The 17,278-nt window shown below is 63.3% G+C and carries 13 protein-coding genes; 10 read left to right on the top strand and 3 right to left on the bottom strand.

All coding sequences use genetic code 11. The features are described 5' to 3' along the window. Positions 1 to 1,182: a maltose/maltodextrin ABC transporter substrate-binding protein MalE gene (gene malE, locus PG899_RS00225; RefSeq protein ID WP_011705558.1), complete on the bottom strand. Its 1,182-nt coding sequence runs from the start codon at positions 1,180 to 1,182 to the stop codon at positions 1 to 3. Positions 1,183 to 1,577: 395 nt separating this feature from the next. Further along, entirely contained in the window at positions 1,578 to 2,627 is a 1,050-nt protein-coding gene (gene yejK / locus PG899_RS00230; protein WP_024943711.1) for a nucleoid-associated protein YejK, read from the bottom strand. A gap of 73 nt (positions 2,628 to 2,700) precedes the next feature. Between yejK and PG899_RS00235 the strand changes: the two genes are divergently transcribed. The 10 genes from PG899_RS00235 (at position 2,701) to hdfR (ending at position 16,058) form a co-directional block, all read left to right on the top strand. Beyond that, positions 2,701 to 2,928, top strand: coding sequence for a DUF1414 domain-containing protein (locus PG899_RS00235; RefSeq protein ID WP_011705556.1), 228 nt, complete (start codon positions 2,701 to 2,703; stop codon positions 2,926 to 2,928). A gap of 43 nt (positions 2,929 to 2,971) precedes the next feature. Beyond that, positions 2,972 to 4,822: a DUF3413 domain-containing protein gene (locus PG899_RS00240; RefSeq protein ID WP_016350314.1), complete on the top strand. Its 1,851-nt coding sequence runs from the start codon at positions 2,972 to 2,974 to the stop codon at positions 4,820 to 4,822. A gap of 306 nt (positions 4,823 to 5,128) precedes the next feature. Continuing rightward, on the top strand, positions 5,129 to 7,291 hold the full coding sequence (locus PG899_RS00245) for a TonB-dependent hemoglobin/transferrin/lactoferrin family receptor (protein WP_024943712.1): 2,163 nt from the start codon (positions 5,129 to 5,131) through the stop codon (positions 7,289 to 7,291). Further along, positions 7,291 to 9,369 (top strand): prolyl oligopeptidase family serine peptidase, encoded by a 2,079-nt coding sequence (locus tag PG899_RS00250; RefSeq protein ID WP_270696750.1) that lies wholly within the window; start codon positions 7,291 to 7,293, stop codon positions 9,367 to 9,369. The genes PG899_RS00245 and PG899_RS00250 overlap by 1 nt, the downstream gene beginning before the upstream one ends. Positions 9,370 to 9,401: 32 nt before the next feature. Then, positions 9,402 to 11,816 carry a proprotein convertase P-domain-containing protein gene (locus PG899_RS00255; protein ID WP_024943714.1) on the top strand — a complete coding sequence of 805 codons (2,415 nt, stop codon included), beginning with the start codon at positions 9,402 to 9,404 and terminating at the stop codon, positions 11,814 to 11,816. A 60-nt stretch (positions 11,817 to 11,876) separates the two neighbouring features. After that, complete coding sequence (locus PG899_RS00260; RefSeq protein ID WP_024943715.1) at positions 11,877 to 13,250, top strand: Lcl C-terminal domain-containing protein; 1,374 nt, start codon at positions 11,877 to 11,879, stop codon at positions 13,248 to 13,250. Further along, entirely contained in the window at positions 13,247 to 13,804 is a 558-nt protein-coding gene (locus tag PG899_RS00265) for an Lcl C-terminal domain-containing protein (protein ID WP_024943716.1), read from the top strand. Before PG899_RS00260 ends, PG899_RS00265 begins: the two co-directional genes overlap by 4 nt. Positions 13,805 to 14,035: 231 nt before the next feature. Then, a complete protein-coding gene (gene eco / locus PG899_RS00270) occupies positions 14,036 to 14,518 on the top strand; it encodes a serine protease inhibitor ecotin (protein ID WP_005299572.1) in 483 nt (160 codons plus the stop codon). Between the two features lie 302 nt (positions 14,519 to 14,820). Then, on the top strand, positions 14,821 to 15,183 hold the full coding sequence (gene maoP / locus PG899_RS00275; protein WP_016350309.1) for a DUF413 domain-containing protein: 363 nt from the start codon (positions 14,821 to 14,823) through the stop codon (positions 15,181 to 15,183). Then, positions 15,183 to 16,058, top strand: coding sequence for an HTH-type transcriptional regulator HdfR (gene hdfR, locus PG899_RS00280; RefSeq protein WP_016350308.1), 876 nt, complete (start codon positions 15,183 to 15,185; stop codon positions 16,056 to 16,058). Before maoP ends, hdfR begins: the two co-directional genes overlap by 1 nt. A gap of 72 nt (positions 16,059 to 16,130) precedes the next feature. Here hdfR and tyrA read toward each other — a convergent pair whose 3' ends face one another. Continuing rightward, on the bottom strand, positions 16,131 to 17,270 hold the full coding sequence (gene tyrA, locus PG899_RS00285; RefSeq protein WP_024943718.1) for a bifunctional chorismate mutase/prephenate dehydrogenase: 1,140 nt from the start codon (positions 17,268 to 17,270) through the stop codon (positions 16,131 to 16,133). Between the last annotated feature and the right edge of the window lie 8 nt (positions 17,271 to 17,278).

Consider the following 17,278-nt stretch of genomic DNA (forward strand, 5'->3'; position numbering starts at 1 on the left):
TTACTGAACGATACGCTTGGCAGCGGTATCCAAGGCTTCGTCAACGCTCTGACGGCCGGAGGTTACGTTCTTGAGGGCAGTTTCGAAGGAGGACCAGAAACGGCTCATCTCAGGCACGGACGGCATCGGCTCGCCATTCTGGGCGTTTTGCATGGTTGCCTTGATGTGCGGGTCGGATTCCAGGGTCTTCTGGAAGGACTTCAGCGCCACGGCGCCCAGCGGCTTGTCGGCGTTGACCGGTGCCAGACCGGCGTCGGTCAGCAGGTAGTTTTCCAGGAACTCGATGGCCAGATCCTTGTTCGGGCTGGCGGCGTTGATGGTGGCACCCAGCACGCCGACGAAGGCCTTGGCCGGTTTACCCTTCAGGGTCGGCAGCGGCGCTACGCCGTACTTGATGCCGCTCTTGTCCAGGTTGCTCCAGGCCCAGGGACCGTTGATCATCATGGCCACTTCGCCCTTGTTGAACTTGGCGTCCATCACACCGTAGTCGATGCCTTTTTCCAGGTGACCGGACTTGATCATCTCGGAGATGTAGCCGACACCGGCCTTGGCACCCGCGTTGGCCACGCCGGTATCTTTCACGTCATAACCGGTAGCGGTTTTCTTGAAGGCATAACCACCGTTGGCAGCCACCAGCGGGTAGCTGAAATAGGGGGTGTCATAGGCCCACATGATGGCGCGCTTGCCGTTCTTCTTCAGAGTCTCGTCAATTTTGGCGATCTCTTCGAAGGTCTTCGGCGGCTCCGGCAGCAGATCCTTGTTGTAAATCAGGCTGACCGCTTCCACGGCAACCGGGTAGCCGTAGGTCTTGCCATCGACGGTCATGGCATCCCAGGCGAACTGTTCAAACTTGGCTTTGGTGGCTGCATTCGGGGTCACGGGGACCAGCAGACCGGCCTTGACCCACTCACCGTAACGGTCGTGAGCCCAGAAGAAGATGTCCGGGCCGTTGCCGGTGGCAGCGGCTTGCTGGAATTTCACTTCCACCTGATCAGGGTGCGCAACCGTCACCTTGATGCCGGTTTCGGCTTCAAACTTCTTACCTACTTCGGCCAGACCATTGTATCCCTTGTCACCGTTAATCCAGATGGTCAGTTGACCTTCGTCAATGGCGGCAGTGGCAGAGCAAGCCACGCCCAGAGTAGCCAGACCGATCAGGGATGACAGCAATTTCTTTTTCATGAGCCTTTCCTTGTATTAGTTCCGCGCTGTAAGAGCATTGTGTGCGAGATGAATATTATCCCAAGCCGTTACCGCCTCACATGACGCAACTCGCATTTTTGAAACGCAATTACGTATTTTCTTCCAGAAAGTTCTGAAAACATTTTCTTATTTCAGGGGGTTATCGCCATTTATTGGCATATTTATCGCCAAATTAAGAAATTAAATTACCAAAGAGAAATAAAAAAACACGAGTGAAAGGGTTTTCACCTCACTGAAAACCCTTTCACGGGGATTATTCTGTTTAATTTGTTAACAAAGCACCGAGTTGGTTTCGCTGCTGCCTACCCCGTTAAATAAAAAGACACCGCAGCGAAGTGCGGTGTCTTTTTGCCAAAACTGGAAAGCAGATCACATTACGACTGGCGCAGCAGCTGATCCTTGAGGTTGGGCGGGACCCCCTTGATAGTCAGGGTATCGGTCTGGGGATCGTAGAACACCCGGCTGTTGAGCAGCTTCTGCTCGAAGCTCAAAGTCAGCCCGCCACCGGAGCCGACGAACTTGGTCAAGCCGCGCAGGGTCGAACGATCGGCCGGGAAGCGATCTTCCAGCTCGTACTCCTGACCGATGAAGCTGTAAAAATCGAGATCTCCATCGCCCGGCAATTCCGCCGACAGTTCCTTGATTTCGATCTCTTCACCGGCGCTGGCCTGCTCGGTGCAATATTTGAAGACCTGTTTCTTGTAGTCGTTGCGCTCGGCCGGCTCGAGCTGACGGCTGTCGCAATAATCGTCCACCGCCTGCAGCAGCCCCTTATTCTGGATCTTGGCATCCATCCCCTCGCGGGCACCCAGCAGATCCATGAAAAAGTCACCCAGCTTGCGGCCGACCCGACCCTTGCTGAAGGTGATATAACGGCGTGAATCCGGCTGGGTTTTCCATTCGGTCAGATCGATGCGGGCCACCAGGTTCAATTTGCCGATATCCAGATACTGGATGTGACGCAGCTCCAGCGCCTCGCTGACGGTGACGCTCTCCTTGCCCTCCAGCAGGGCGATCATCAGATAATCCACCCCCACGTAGTTGTATTTGGCAAACAGCAGCACCCCCTGCTCGTCGAGGGCGTGCTCCACCAGCTGCTTGACCAGCAGCTGGGTCATCTCGACCGAGAAGGGGACGAAGTCGGTCTGTTCGCCGAGCAGCCGTTCGAGGGCGATGCGAAAGAGCGGAGAAGGCTGTTTGGGGGCGTTCTCACCCTCCGCCAGCTCGGCGACGGCGGCCTCGGGGTCGGCAAAGAAGCCGAAGCCCTTGCCCCCCTTGCCGTTGTAAATGCGATGCAGCTCCGCCATCAGCCCCTGTACCGCCTCATCGGCAGGCAGGAGCTGGCTGCGGGTGTCGGCGTGAGGTTGACCATCGCCGCCCTGGCGCAGGGAGTGAAGAATGATCTTGTCGATATCGAGACTCATGTCACAAAGCCATAGTGTTAGCCGAAAGGGTGAAGTATTATAAGGCGCTTTGAACCGAGATGAACCCAAGATTATGCCCATCGTATCAAAGTACAATAACGAGCAGTTTGACGCCCTGATGAACGACCTGATCACCGCCCTGGAGAAGCACAAGGCGCCGGTGGATCTGAGTCTGATGGTGCTCGGCAACCTGACCACCAATATCATCAATGGCATGGCCCCGGCCCAGCGTCAGGCGATCACCGAAAAATACATCCAGGCGCTCACCGCCTCGGTGGATCATCGCCACGATGCTCACTGAGTCTCTTCGCATTCTTTGATGTTTTTCAAGCAGATGGATCACTATGGTCGAAACCGGCAACCCCTATCGTGATAATGTTTCTCGCCTGATCACCTGGGGGCATTGGTTCTCCTTCTTCAACATCATTCTGGCCATGCTGATTGCCACCCGCTACCTGGGGGCGATCAGCTGGCCGTCGACCACGCTCGGCGTGACCTATCTCATCATCAGCTGGATCGGTCACTTCTCGTTTCTGAGCTTTGTCACCTATCTGTTGACGATCTTCCCCCTGAGTTTCGTGCTGCCCAAAGAGAAGCCGCTGCGCTTCATCTCGGCCATCATCGCCACCCTGGCGCTGGTGCTGCTGCTCATCGACACCCAGGTGTTCCAGCTGTTCAAATTCCACCTCAACGGCCAGGTGTGGCAGTTGCTGCTGGATCAGGCCCAGACCGAGGAGGGCTCGATCTGGAGCATCATCTTCGTGGCGGTGCCCACCATCTTCCTGGTGCAGCTGCTGCTGTCGGCCTATGTCTGGCGCAAGATCAACAAGCGCAAGCGCCGTCAGTACGGCAATCAGGTGGGGCTGGCCCTGCTGGTCTGCTTCATCCTGACCCACGTGGTCAACAGCTGGGCCGATGCCACCCTGTATCAGCCCATCACCATGCAGCGCGCCAACTTCCCGCTCTCCTACCCGATGACCGCCAAGAGCTTCCTCGCCAAGCACGGCTGGCTGGATCTGGATCAGTACGAGAAAAAGGCCGAATCACAGGATGGTGACAATGCGAGCCGCTTGCGCTACCCGCTGCGCCCGCTCAGCGTCAACGCTCCGCTGACCCACAAGAACCTGCTGATCGTGGTGGTCGACTCCCTGCGGGCCGACATGCTCAACAATATCAACATGCCCAATCTGCAGCGTTATGCGGATCAGCACCTCAACTTTGCCAACCACATGAGCGGCGGCAACGACGATGTGATGGGGATGTTCAGCCTGTTCTACGGCCTGCCGGGTCACTACTACGACGACATTCGCAACGACAAGACACCGCCGGTGCTGTTCGACGAGATGCTGCGCCAGGACTACCAGTTCGGCCTGTTCGGCGCGCTGGAAGATGCCCAGAAGTACCGCCAGAGCATTCTCTCCGGCCTGCGCAAGCAGGTGTTCGTCTCCGAGCAGACCGACGACACCCAGCTCATCGGCGACTGGCAGCAGTGGCTTGCCAAGCGCTCGCCGGACCGCCCCTGGTTCTCGCTGGTCTATCTGTCGAGCCCGGGTGACTACCAGCTGCCGGCCAACGTGAAGGGGCCCTTCCAGCCGGAGCTCACCAAGTTCAACCCGGCCACCGCCTATCAGGCCGAGAATCTGGTGAAGCTGGAGAACCGCTACAAGAACGCGGTCTTCTATACCGACCAGTTGCTGGAACAGATGCTGGCCCAGCTGCAACAGCAGGGGCTTGGCGAGCAGACCATCGTCGTGGTCACAGCCAACCATGGTCAGGAGTTCAACGAAACCCAGAACAACAGCTGGGGCTATGGCACCAACTACTCGCCCTATCAGGTGCAAGTGCCGTTCGTGCTGGCCTGGCCCGGCAACGATACCCTGCCGACGAGCCCGGTGAGCAGCCACCTGGATCTGGTACCGACCCTGATGCAGAGCATGCTGGGGGTGCGCAATGCGCCACGGGACTACAGCATCGGCCGCAACCTGTTCGACACCAGCCCGCGCAACTGGCTGCTGGCGGGGGATCAGCGCGACTTTGCCATCTATCAGGGCAACACCATCACCCACTTCAACAAGCAGGGTGACTTCGAGCTGCTGGAGCGAAACAGCTACCGTCCCATCAAGCACGGCACCCCCGACATGGGCGTCATGATCCAGGTGATGAACGAGCTGAACCGCTTCTATCGCGCCCCCTGATAGCCGCCTCATGCCCCTTGAAAACCCGCTCCTGCAGCGGGTTTTTTATTGCCGATATCACCTTGGCATGAACTGCAGCCCCCTCAGCCAACACCTTGCCCCCCTACCCCGTTTCATCCCCTGCCTGCCCGCCCAGCGCCCTGCAGGCGCAAACGTTGGCCCGCATCGCTACTGATGCCCTCATCAAAAAATGCAGTCTGATCAGGATCATAAAAACAAAATGATAATGATTATCAATCGTTGATCTGGCTGGACCTCTCTGCAATAATCCGCGGCCTTCAGGCTCAAATAATAATTATTCTCAACATGAAAACACTGCTTCACTACTGGCCCATGCTGCTGTCCGGTACAGCACTGGCCGCCGGCGATCCCGCCGGCATAGACACCTCCGGCACCACCCCGCCCAAGGCGCGCGAGACCATAGTGGTCAAGGGTCAGCGGGTCGAACAGAAACTGTCCGACATCTCCGGCTCCATCACCGTCATCACCGAAGAGGATCTGGAACGCCAGATAGCCACCGAGCTCACCGACGTGTTCAAGAACGAACCCGGCGTCTCGGTGACCGGCTCGGCGGGCCGGCCGCAAAACATCAGCATCCGCGGCATCGGTGGCAACCGGGTGCTGATCATCAAGGATGGGGTCCGGGTCAGCGACGGCTTCGGCGCCGACGACCTCAACGACAAGGTGGGCCGTTTCAGCTTCGATCTCGATGACGTCAAGCAGATCGAGGTGGCCAAGGGAGCCGGCTCCGCCCTGCACGGCTCGGACGCCATCGGCGGCACCGTGGTCATCACCACCAAGCAGCCGGAAGATTACCTGCAGGGGCAGGATGCCTACCTCAGCAGCAAGGTGCTGCACGACGGCAGCAGCGACAAGCAGAAACTGAGCGCCACCGGCGCGGCCCGCTGGGGCGAGAGCGCCCACCTGCTGCGCCTCTCCGGCTGGCAGGGACACGAGACCGCCAACTACGACCAGAGCCGCATCCCGGCGGATCTCGATGGCCTGAGCGCCTCCACCAGCTCCAGCCTGACCCTCAATGAACAGCATCTGCTGCGCCTCGAGCTCGACTACTTCGAAGACAATGCCAAGCGGGATCAGGGGCCGCGCGAAATTCCCCAGCCCGACGGCAAGTGGCAGGTGCGCCAGTATCGCGAGAACGGTACCCAACGTTCCCAGGGCGGCAAGCTGAGCTGGGAGGCGCAGGATCTCGGCCACCCGCTGGCCGACCGTTTTACCTGGAACCTGCACGGCAACTACGCCAAAAACACCGCCAACAAGCGCAGCCTGCTGCAAAATGACGAGCTGAGCGGCTACCCCCGCTATCGCAGCGAGCGGGAGCTGGCCACCTTCACCGAACAGCTGATCGGCAGCGAGCTGGATATCCGCCGTGATCTGGTCACCGGTGCCATCGCGCACAAGCTGAGCTACGGCATCGAGCTGGCGCGCACCCGGCACGAGCGACCGGTGGAGAAGCTGATGCTGGAAGCCGGCATCCCCCAGCCCACCCAGTCCGCTCCCTTCAGCAGCGCCCGCACCGATCGGGCCGGCATCTGGCTGGGTGACGTGGCGACCCTGGGCCAGTGGCAGTTCACCCCGACCCTGCGCATGGATCAGCAGTGGCTGAGCCCGCAGGACGGCCGGGGCGAGAGCAACCACAGCTGGCATATCTCGCCGAGCCTGGCCACCAGCTACCGCTTCAACGAGCAGTGGCGCAGTTGGCTGAGCTACGCCAACGGCTTCAGCGCCCCCTCCTACGACAAGGTGTACGGCAACATCCCCCACTACTTTGCCCTGCCGCCGTTCGAGATCATCGCCAACCCGGCCCTCAAGGAGGAGACCAGCCACAGCTTCGAGTGGGGGGTGAGCGGCGAAGGGGATGAGTGGAGCATCAAGCCGGCCCTCTTTTACAACCGCTACTACAACTTCGTCGACTGGCGTCAGGTGGGCTTTCGTCTGAGCGACGGGGTCATGCTGCGTCAATACCGCAACGTCGCCAAGTCTGAAACCTGGGGCGCCGAGATCGCCGCCAGCTACTGGCTGACCCAGCAGTGGGAGCTGGCCACCAAGCTGGGCTGGGTCGACGGCAAGACCAGCCAGGGCGAATCACCGCGCAACCTCACCCCGCTCGAGGGCAACACCCGCCTCAGCTATCAGGCCAACGACTGGAGCCTGGGGCTGCAGGCCGACTACGCCGCCGCCATGAGCCGGGTACCTAGCTGTGGCAACAGCCTGACCCAGCAGCAGGGCGAGTGCCTGAAAACCGCAGGCTGGCTCAGCTTCGCCCTGACCGCCGACTGGCAGATCACCGACGCCCTCAAGGCCAACCTCAAGCTCGACAACCTGCTCGACACCCGCTACACCCGCTATCAGGACGTCGCCGGGCAGGAAGCGGGCACGGATGCAGGCCTCTACACCCAGACGGGCCGCTCCCTGAGCGCCAGCCTGCGCTACACCTTCGTGGGGCTCTGATGCACGCACTCCTGATGCTGGCCAGCCTGCTGGCCAATCCGGCGCCCGCCCAGTCTGCCGCCCTTGCACCTGCCGATACCCAGAGCCAGGCCGTCGTCACCTCGGCGCCGATCGTGGCCCCGCTTATTCCTCACCGCCCGTTGCCGATGCCGGGGGAGCGGGCCCGGCTCGATCCCTATGGCGGCTGGCGCGACGACAGCCGTCAGGATCCCGCCCTGCTGGCCCTGCTGGGCGAGCAGAACCGCTGGACCGAGCAGCTGCTCGCCGCGCAGCGACCGCTGGAGCAGGCGCTGCAGGCCGAGTGGCAGGCACAAACGCGCGGCGAGTCCATGCCGCAAGAGTGGCTGCGCGAGGCGGGCAGCCAGTGGCGGATGGAAGCCGACGGCCGCCTGTGGCAGCGAGGCGGCGAGCAGGCTGAGCCCCGCCAACGGCTGGCGGCCCGCCAGCCGGCCAGCGGCTACTACGAGCTCGCCAGCTGGGCCCTGCACCCGAACGGGCGCTGGCTGGCCCTGGCCGAAGATCTGCAGGGCGATCGGGATTACCGCATCACCCTGCTCGATCTGGCCGACGGCAAGCCCCTGGCCACCCTGACCCACAGGGCCAGCGATCTGCTCTGGAGCCTGGATGGCAAGACCCTCTACACCATCGCCAACGAACCTCGCACCCTGCACCCCTGGCAGCTGTGGGCCTGGCGCGATGGCAAGGAGCAGCAGATCCACCAGGAGGCGGACCCTGCCTGGCTGCTGAGCCTCTATCACACCACGGATCGGCGCCACCTGCTGCTGCAGAGCAACAACCACGACAGCGCGGAGCAGTACCTGCTGGACGCGGGCACGCCGGCTCTGCTCAAGGCTCGTCAGGCTGGCCTCGAGTACTACCTGGATACCCAGGGGGAGCGGGTGCTGCTCAAGAGCAACCGGGACGGTGCCCTCGGCCTCTATCAGGTGGCCGACCTGAGCCAGGTGGCCAAGGGAGAGTGGCAACTGCTCTGGTCTGGCGAGCAGAGGAGCCTCGAGAAGTGGCGCCTGTTTGCCGACTACACGGTGCTGCAGTATCGCCATCACGGGGATGACTGGCTCGACGTGCTGGATGGCCGCGGCCGGCTCAGCCATCGCCTGCTGCTGACCGAGGGGGCCGGCACGGCCTGGATCCAGGGCGCCCACGACCCCGCCAGCGGGCAGCTCCTGATCCGCCGCCAGGGCATGGCCGAGCCGCCGCACCAGCGCCAGCTCGATCTCGCCAGCGGCCGCTGGCTGCCGGACCCCCGGGCCGCCCTCCCCTCCCCCTACCAGAGCGAGCGGCGCTGGGTGGTGGGCAAGGATGGCGTCAAGGTGCCGGTCTCCCTGGTGTGGCGCAAGGACATCCACACTCCCAAGGCACTGCTGCTCTACGGCTATGGTGCCTACGGTACCCCCATGCGCCCCTACTACCAGCCCCAGGTGCTGAGTCTGCTGGATCGCGGCTTCGTCTACGCAATCGCCCACGTGCGCGGCGGCGGCATGCTGGGGGATGCGTGGTATCTGGCCGGACGCGGTCGCCACAAGCAGCACAGCGTGGACGACTTCCTGACCGTGGCCGATGCGCTGGCCCGGGATCCCGCCATCGACCCCGCCCGGCTGTTCGCCATGGGCGGCAGCGCCGGCGGCCTGCTGGTGGCGGCGGCCCTCAACCAGGCGCCGACCCGCTTCGCCGGGGCCGTGTTGCAGGTGCCCTTCGTCGATCTCATCGGCACCATGAGCGATCCCGAACTGCCGCTCACCCGCCAGGAGTACGCCGAGTGGGGCAACCCGGCCATTGCCGCCGATTACGCCGCCATGCGCCGTCTGAGCCCTTACGACAACCTGCATGCGGCCCCCTACCCCCCCGTCTATGTGACGGCCGGGCTGCACGACAGTCAGGTGCCCTACTGGGAGCCACTCAAGTGGGTGGCCCGCCTGCGGGAACACAGCACGGGGCCGGGCCCCTATCTGCTCAGCACGGCCCTCGACGGCGGCCACCGCATAAGCCCGGGCAACGCGCGCCAGCAGGCGGCCCGCGAGTACGCCTTCCTGCTCACCCTGGCGGGCGCCCGCCGGTGATCCCTTTTCTCATTTTTGTGTTGGAGTAAACCATGAAACCCTCTTCCCTGGCCCTCTGGCTGGCGGCAACCCTGCTCTCCCAGCCGCTGCTGGCGGCCGAGCTGCAGTTTGTCGATGAACAACCGCTGACCACCACACCCAAGCAGTGGCTCGAACAGCGCCTGGGTGTGAGCCTGGCCCCCGACTACGAGCGGGCCAGTCTGCTCGGTCATCACTACAGCTTCCGCCAGCTGGTCAACGGCCTGCCGGTGGCCACCATCCAGGCCGCCGTCAGCGTCGATCAAACAGGCAAGCCCTGGCGCATCTATCACAACAGCCGGCCGCTGCAGAGCAGCGAACCCGGCTGTGACGCCGCTGGCACTCTGGATCCCTTGCTGGAGCAGCTGCGCGATGGCGGCAGCGACATCGACACCCTTGGTCCGGTCGAGGCCTGGTACTGGCGTGACGGCGACACCCTGGTGCCGGCCCTGCGCCAACGGGTACGCGAGCATCAGGCGGGCAACGCCAAGGCCAGCTATGTGCAGCTGTTCGCCAGCTGTGACGGCAGCCGCGAGCTCGGTCGCTGGATGGATGCGGCCACCACCCGGGCCAGCCGCGTCGCCGACGCCGGCGACACCCAGCTGGAGGCTCGGGTATTCGATCCGGATCCCCGTACCCAGCTGCGCGATGCCAGCCTGGTCTGGCACGAAGCCCTGCAACTGGCGGACGCCGCCTATCAGGACAAGGTGCCGTTGCCGGTCACCCTGGCGGGTGGACGCTATCTGCTGAGCGGCCCCCACGCCCGGGTGGTGGATGCCATGGAGCCGGACACCGCCCCCTTCAGCGCCGACAACCCGCAGGCGTTTCGTCTCACCCGCGATGATCGCGGCTTTGCCGACATCAACGCCTACTACCACCTGGATCTGGCCCAGCGCCACCTCAAGCGCCTCGGCTTTGTCGATCTCATTCCGGGGGCGCTCGACATCGACACCGAGGCCGGCTATCAGGACAACTCCCTCTACGATCCGTTCGAGCGCCGGCTGGAGCTGGGTCGCAGCGGCGTGCCCGATGCCGAGGATCCCATGGTGATCTGGCACGAGTTCGGCCATGCGGTGCAGCATCACATAGTGCCGGATCTCGGGGACGAGGCGGACTGGGGCGCCATCGGCGAAGGCTTCAGCGACTACCTGGCCGCCAGCCACCGCCAGCGCAGCGAAGCCGGCCGCCAGTTCGAACCCGCCATGGTGTTCAACTGGGATGCCCGCTTCACCGACCGCACCCCACGTCAGCTGGACGATCTGCGCGCCCGCTACCACCCGGATTACAACTACCCGGCCCACCGCACCATCAACGGCAGCAATGGCGACCAGCTGTGGGGCACCCCGCTGTTCCAGGCGCTGCTGGCCGCGGTCGCCGAGCAGGGCGAAGGGGCGCGGGACGAGTTTGATCGCCTGATCATCGAGTCCCACTTCGGTCTCGGCCCGGCCATCCGCATGCCGCAACTGGCCCGCATCACGGTGGATACCGCCGCCCGGCTCTACCCGGCGCGCCCTTATGCCAGGCTGCTGGAGCAGGCGTTTCGCCAGCATGGCCTGTTGCAGGCTCCGGTCAATGTGGGCCTCAGTGATGGCAGCGTCATCGAGCTGGGGCAGCGCCAGTCGGTGCAGCTGACCCTCACCAACCAGGGCAAGGCGCCGGTCACCCTCAATGAGCTGGCTCTCACCCTGCCAACCGGGTTGCAGGCCGATCCTTACAGCTGGCAACCGGCGACCCTCGCGGCGGGTGCCAGCATGACCACCACCCTGCGCCTGCTGGCCCAGAGCCCGCTCGCCTGTGGCGACGAGGTGGTGCTGCCGGTGAGCCTCTCCATGAGCGGCACCAGCCCGACCGAGCGCCAGTGGCAGCAGTCTCTGACCCTGCCCATCGGCGCCCCCATCGTCAGCCGTGCCAGCGGCCAGCCGCTCACCTTGAGCGATGCCATGAGCGACGAGGTGCGTGGCCTCAGTGAAACCAGCCTGCTGATAGAGAACAGCGAGGCCAGGGTGAGCGACCGGCTGCAACTGAACCTGGATCTGCAACACCCGGCGCTCGATGAGCTGGAGATCTGGCTCAACTCCCCCTCCGGCACCCGCATCCAGATCTGGAACAAGGGCTACAGCCCATTGCCGCGCCTCAAGGGGGTGTTCCCCACCGAGCTGCTGCCCCTGCAGCCCTTCAGCGCGCTGGAAGGGGAGCCGCTGGCCGGCCGCTGGACCCTGGAGATAGTGGACAGCAAGCCCGGCAATCGGGGCCGCATCAACGGCTGGAGCATCAGCCAGCGCACCGGCGCCCAGTGCAGCAAGCCGGTCACTCCGCCTGATGACGGCATCATCCACTTCCAGGTGGACGACGGCAGCGGCGGCGGGTCAGCCAACCTGCTCTGGTTGCTGCCGCTGACGCTCTGGCGCCGCCTGCGCCAGCGCACCTGAATCCACCCCATCCCATATATAAGAAGAGGGGGCCAAGGCCCCCTTGCCCAAGGACAAGAGATGACACCACATTACTCCCGCCTGGCCTGCCTGCTGGCCCCCCTGCTCACCGCCTGTGGCGGTGGCGGCTCGGACGAGGCGCCGCTGGCGGCCCCCGACTACAGCCTGACCGTGACCCTGCCCGAAGCCGGCACCCTCTGCGTCAACCTCAACCAGAATGCATCTTGTGATGCGGGGGAGCCCAGTGTCAGCGGCGCGGCCGGTACTCACCGGTTGAGCGGCAGCGCCCCGGCGCTGTTGACCAGTACCTTGCTGTTTTTACCAAGCAACCCGGCCGCCCCCGTGCTGCTGCACCCCGCCGCCCGGCTCGACGGCCAGCATCTGACCCCCAGCCCGCTCAGCACCCTGCTGCAATACCGCATCGCCGAGGGGCAGCCCCCGAGGCAAGCCCTCGACCAGCTGCTGAGTGCGCTGGCGCCGCTGCAACCGGACCAGGATCTGGCCGCCCTCTCCCGGCTGAGCGACTTCAACCTGGCGCTGGGCCAGCTGCTGCAGGCAGTCGTCGAGACCGACCTGAAGGCGCAGGAGGGCTTCTCGACCGCCACCCTGCATATGCTGGTGTGGCCTGCCATCGGCAGCCTGCTGCCCGAGCTGGCCAGCCACTTTGCCCTGCACGGCGAGCTGGCCAGCCAGCAGGAGCACGTCAGCGCCCGGCTGCTGCAACAGCACTCCCATCCACTGATCACCGGCAGTGGCGTCACCACCTACACGGACGGGGTCGATTACCTGCTCACCCAGGAGCCCGCCGATCACCCGGGGCAGGAGGCCAGCCTCAACAAGGCGCCGCTGCACTATCGCAAGCTGGATGGCAAGGGCCAGCCGCTGGCTGATGACGCCCCCGTCTGGGAGTGCGTGGAAGATCTCAACACCGGCCTGGTCTGGGAGAAGAAGCTCGATGATCCCGCCAGCCCGCGCGATCTGCACCGTACCTTCGCCTGGGAGCTTGGCGACTATCACCCCACCCAGCAAGAACTGGACTACGCCTGCCCGGATGGCGAAGCCATCTGCACCACGGAGCAGTACCGCCAGTGGCTCAACGCCCAGCAGTTGTGCGGCATTACCAGCTGGCGCATGCCCCACTCGCGCGAGCTGATGAGCCTGCAGCACTACGGCTCCCTCGCCCGCCAGGACGACCAGCCGGTGAGCATGGACGTGCGCTACTTCCCCGATGTCGGCACCACCAGCAAGGATTTCAGCGGCTACTACTGGAGCCAGACCCTGACCCCCTCGCGCCGGCTGGAGAGCGCTCCCATCAGCGCCATTGCCCATATCTTCCTTGGCGATGACGCCGGCACCGACTACGCCACCACAGTTCAAAACAGCGATGATGCCAACGGTCTGCAACTGCGACTGGTGGCGGAGGTAACCCGATGAACCGCTTGATGTTGACCCTGCTGCTGACCCTTGGCAGCCCCCTCGCCCTGGCCACCGCCATCTGTGATGACAGCATGCCCAGAACCAGCCCCACCGCCCGCTTCATCGACCGCGGCAACGGCACCGTCACGGATCGATCCACCGGCCTGACCTGGATGCGCTGCCAGCTCGGCCAGACCTGGCGCAACCAGAGCTGCCAAGGCGAGCCGACCCGGCTTTACTGGCAGCAGGCCCTGCTGACCGCCGAGCGGATCCGCACCGAGCCGAGCCATGCCCTCTACCACTTCGGCGGCCACGGCGGCTGGCGCCTGCCCACCATCAAGGAGCTGGCCAGCGTGCTGGAGTCCGCCTGCTACAAGCCAGCGCTCAACGAAACCATCTTCCCCCGCGCCATGGCCGGTGAAGGAAAAGAGGTGAACGACGGTTACGTCTACCTCTGGTCCTCGACCCCGGTGCCGGCCAGCAAGGGGGTCGCCTATCTGGATATCACCAGCGGCGCCGTCGGCATGCGGGCGCCCGGCGCCTGGGCCAAGCAGGTGTTGCTGGTGCGCTGATGAAGCCGGGTGGCCAGGGGATCCCGATGAGCACAGGATCCCGGCTGGCCACCCATGTTTGGCACCCGGCCTGTCGCTTCGCCTCTCTTTCGTCCTGTCAGAAAATAGCCAGAACACGTCATTGTGTGCCGGATCTGCGTCATTTTACGCAGTTTTTACGTAGCAGATCGCTGGCATGAAACGGGCAGAGCGGTTAGTCTAGCGGCGTTGAACCAACCCCATGAGGTACAGATGAAAACCGTATTGCGTTTTAGCCTGCTGGGCGCCTTGTTGCTGGGCGGCCATGCCTTCGCCGCCGAACCGAAAAAATTTGATATCAGCATGTTCCCGGCCGCCGAAGTGAACCAGGAACGTGTGGTGATCCGCCTGCCGGAAGTCGAGAACGAAGCCGACATGATGGTCGAGCTGCAGGTCGGCAAGAAAATGATGGTCGATTGCAATGTGCCGCGCTTTGCCGGCAACCTGGAACAGCACAGCGTCAAAGGCTGGGGCTACAACTACCTGATGCTCGGCAAGGTGTCCGATCCCATCAGCACCCTGATGGCCTGCCCGGATGGCCAGAAGAAAGAGACCTTCGTCCAGATCTACGGTCAGGGCTTCTTCGTGAACTACAACTCCAAGCTGCCGTTCGTGCTCTACGTACCGCAGGAGTATGAAGTGCGCTACCGTCTGTGGCGTGCCGACACCCTGGCTCAGCCAGCCATGATAGAGTGAGTCTCCATCGAGACCAAACCTCCCGCTTTGGTTCATGAATACAACAAAATAGAGCGCCGAATGGCGCTTTATTTTTAGCCAAATGTCGTCTGACCAGAGGCTCCAACCTTTACAGAACCTGACATAACTCCGCTTTTTTTCTCACTTTTTTGCCCTTCCCCCCGGCTCAGGCCCACTGGATCATGGCTAAACCGCTTTCGATTAAAGATATTTATCCATATAGTGAAAAAATTGATTTTGCACTCTGCGACGGCCTGATGATACTTGCCCGCAAAGGTCAAACTAACCAGAAAAAGAGCACTATGAGCTTCGAATCAGACAAGCGTTTCAACGACTTCAAACATTTTCCCCGTGGCCTGCGTCGCAGTGGCGAATTCACTGTGGCCGAAGCGGACAGTCTGGAAAAATACGGCACCGCCATGCTCGCGCTCTATCAGGGCAATCTGGCCCCGCGCGATGACGTAGAAAGCGCCTTTATCGAACAGGTCAAATCCGGCGCCGCCGGCAGCAACCCCCACGCCAAGGTGTGGTTCAAGTATCTGAAGGTGATCGGTCCCAAGCGCGTGCACCGGCTGTGCACCGTCGCTGGCGGTGCCAACGAGGAGACCGGTGGTGGCGGCTTTGAAGGTGGCAGCGGTGGTGGCAGCGACGAGTCCATCGATTAATGGATACCGAACTGCTTCGGACGTTTATCGAGGTCAGCAAGACCCGGCACTTCGGCCGGGCAGCTGAAAATCTCTACCTGACCCAGTCGGCGGTGAGCTTTCGGATCCGCCAGCTCGAACAGCAACTCGGGGTCAGTCTGTTTGCCCGTCATCGCAACAACATCCGCCTGACCGCCTCCGGTGAGCGTCTGCTGCCCTACGCAGACGCCATCTTGCATACCCTGGGCCGCGCCAAGCAGGATGTGGCCCTCTCCCCCGGTTTCAGCCAGCAGCTCGCCATCGGCGCCCCCGCGGTGTTCTGGGAGCTCGACTTCAACGACTGGCTCAACCATGTCTATGCCCTGGCCCCCGGTCTGGCGGTGCGGCTCGAGACAGCCTCCCGCGAGCACCTGTGCCGCCAGTTGCTGGAGCGCTCCCTCGATCTCGCCCTGCTCTCCGAGCCGACCAAGATCGACGAGATTGCCCTGCACCCTATCGGCGAGCTGGTGTTCGAGCTGGTGAGCCGGGATGCCGCTGCCAACGCCGACAGCCTGATGCAGATGCCGCACATTCATCTGGATTGGGGAACCAGTTTCGAACCCCAGCCCAGCCGGCTGCAGAGCCTGCAAAAGACCCCGGTGCTGCACTCGAGCTCCGCCAACATGGCGCTGCAGTTCGTGCTGGCCAACGGCGGCGCCGCCTATCTGCCAAGGCGCATGGTGAGCCCCTTCCTGGAGCAGGGGCGCCTGCACCTGGTGGAAGGCGCCCAGGCCTTGAGCCGTCCGCTCTACCTCGCCTATCTGGAAAAATCCGATCGGCGGGAGCTGATCGATCAGTTGCTGACCCTGCCGCTGGGCTGGGATGGCGCCGATCTGCGCTTGCCGCAGCCAGAATAGAGGCGGTACAGTGCACAAGCGGGAGTGCAAAAGCAAAAGGGGCCGACAGGCCCCTTTTGCTTTTGGTTATTCTCAGCCGTGATGACGACGATCGTTGGCCTGCGCCAGCAGGGTGCGGCTTTCACGCAGGAACTCGTCCGCCCGCTCGCCGAAGAAACCGGAGACCTGGCTGAAGGCCTCGATGAAACCCTCCCGGTCCCCCCGCTCCAGCAGGCCCAGCGCCTCGCCGAAGTTCTGGTAGTAGCGGCGGATCATCGCCAGATTCTGCGGCGACGACAGTATGATGTCGGCGTAGAGGTGGGGATCCTGGGCGAACAGCCGTCCCACCATGGCCAGCTCCAGCCGGTAGATGGGGGAGCTCAACGCCAGCAGACGATCGATGTTGGCCTGCTCGCGGGAGAGGTGCCAGCCGTAGGCGAAAGTGGCGAAGTGGCGCAGCGCCTGGATAAAGGTCATCGCCTCGTCGTGAGCCTTGGCCTCCACCTGCTGCAAACGCGCCCCCCAGATGGTCATCTGCTCCAGCAGCCACTGGCTGGCGGTGGGCTCGCGCCCCTGACAGCAGACGATCACCTGTTTGGCGAGGCTCGCCACATCCGGCCCGAACATGGGGTGCAGCCCCAGCACCGGCCCCTGGTGTACCGCCAGCATATGGGCAAGCGGTTCACTCTTGACGCTGGTCACGTCCACCAGCAGGCAGTCCGCCGGCAGGTTGCCGAGCCGGTCGATCACCTCGCAGGTGACGTCGATGGGCACCGCCACCATCACCAGCCCGGCACCGTGCAGGATCTCGTCGGCGCGCGGCCAGTCGGCCTGACCCAGGGTCTCGACCCGGTAGCCCGAGAGGCTGAACAGGTTGCCGAACAGGCGGCCAAGCTGCCCCTCGCCACCGATGATCACCACCTTGCCGAGCTCAGGCTTCATGCACTTGAAGTGGTGCTCTTTGTCGCTGGCGGACTCCAGAATATAGGATTCGCGCATCACCCGACGCAGCACATCCTCGATAAGGTCCCCCGGCACCCCCAGTGCCTCGGCCTCGGCGCGGCGGCGGGCCAGCATGCTCGCCTCCCGATCCGGTGCATAGATGGGCAGGCCGTGCCGGCTCTTCACTTCCCCCACTTCCCCCACCAGGGCGAGACGGGCAGCCAGCAGATCGATCAGCTGCTTGTCCACCGCATCGATTTTGTCCCTGAGGGCATTCAACTCTTCAGCCATATCCGGTC

The sequence above is a fragment of the Aeromonas sp. QDB39 genome, from assembly GCF_027707585.1.
In the GTDB taxonomy this organism is placed as follows: domain Bacteria; phylum Pseudomonadota; class Gammaproteobacteria; order Enterobacterales; family Aeromonadaceae; genus Aeromonas; species Aeromonas hydrophila.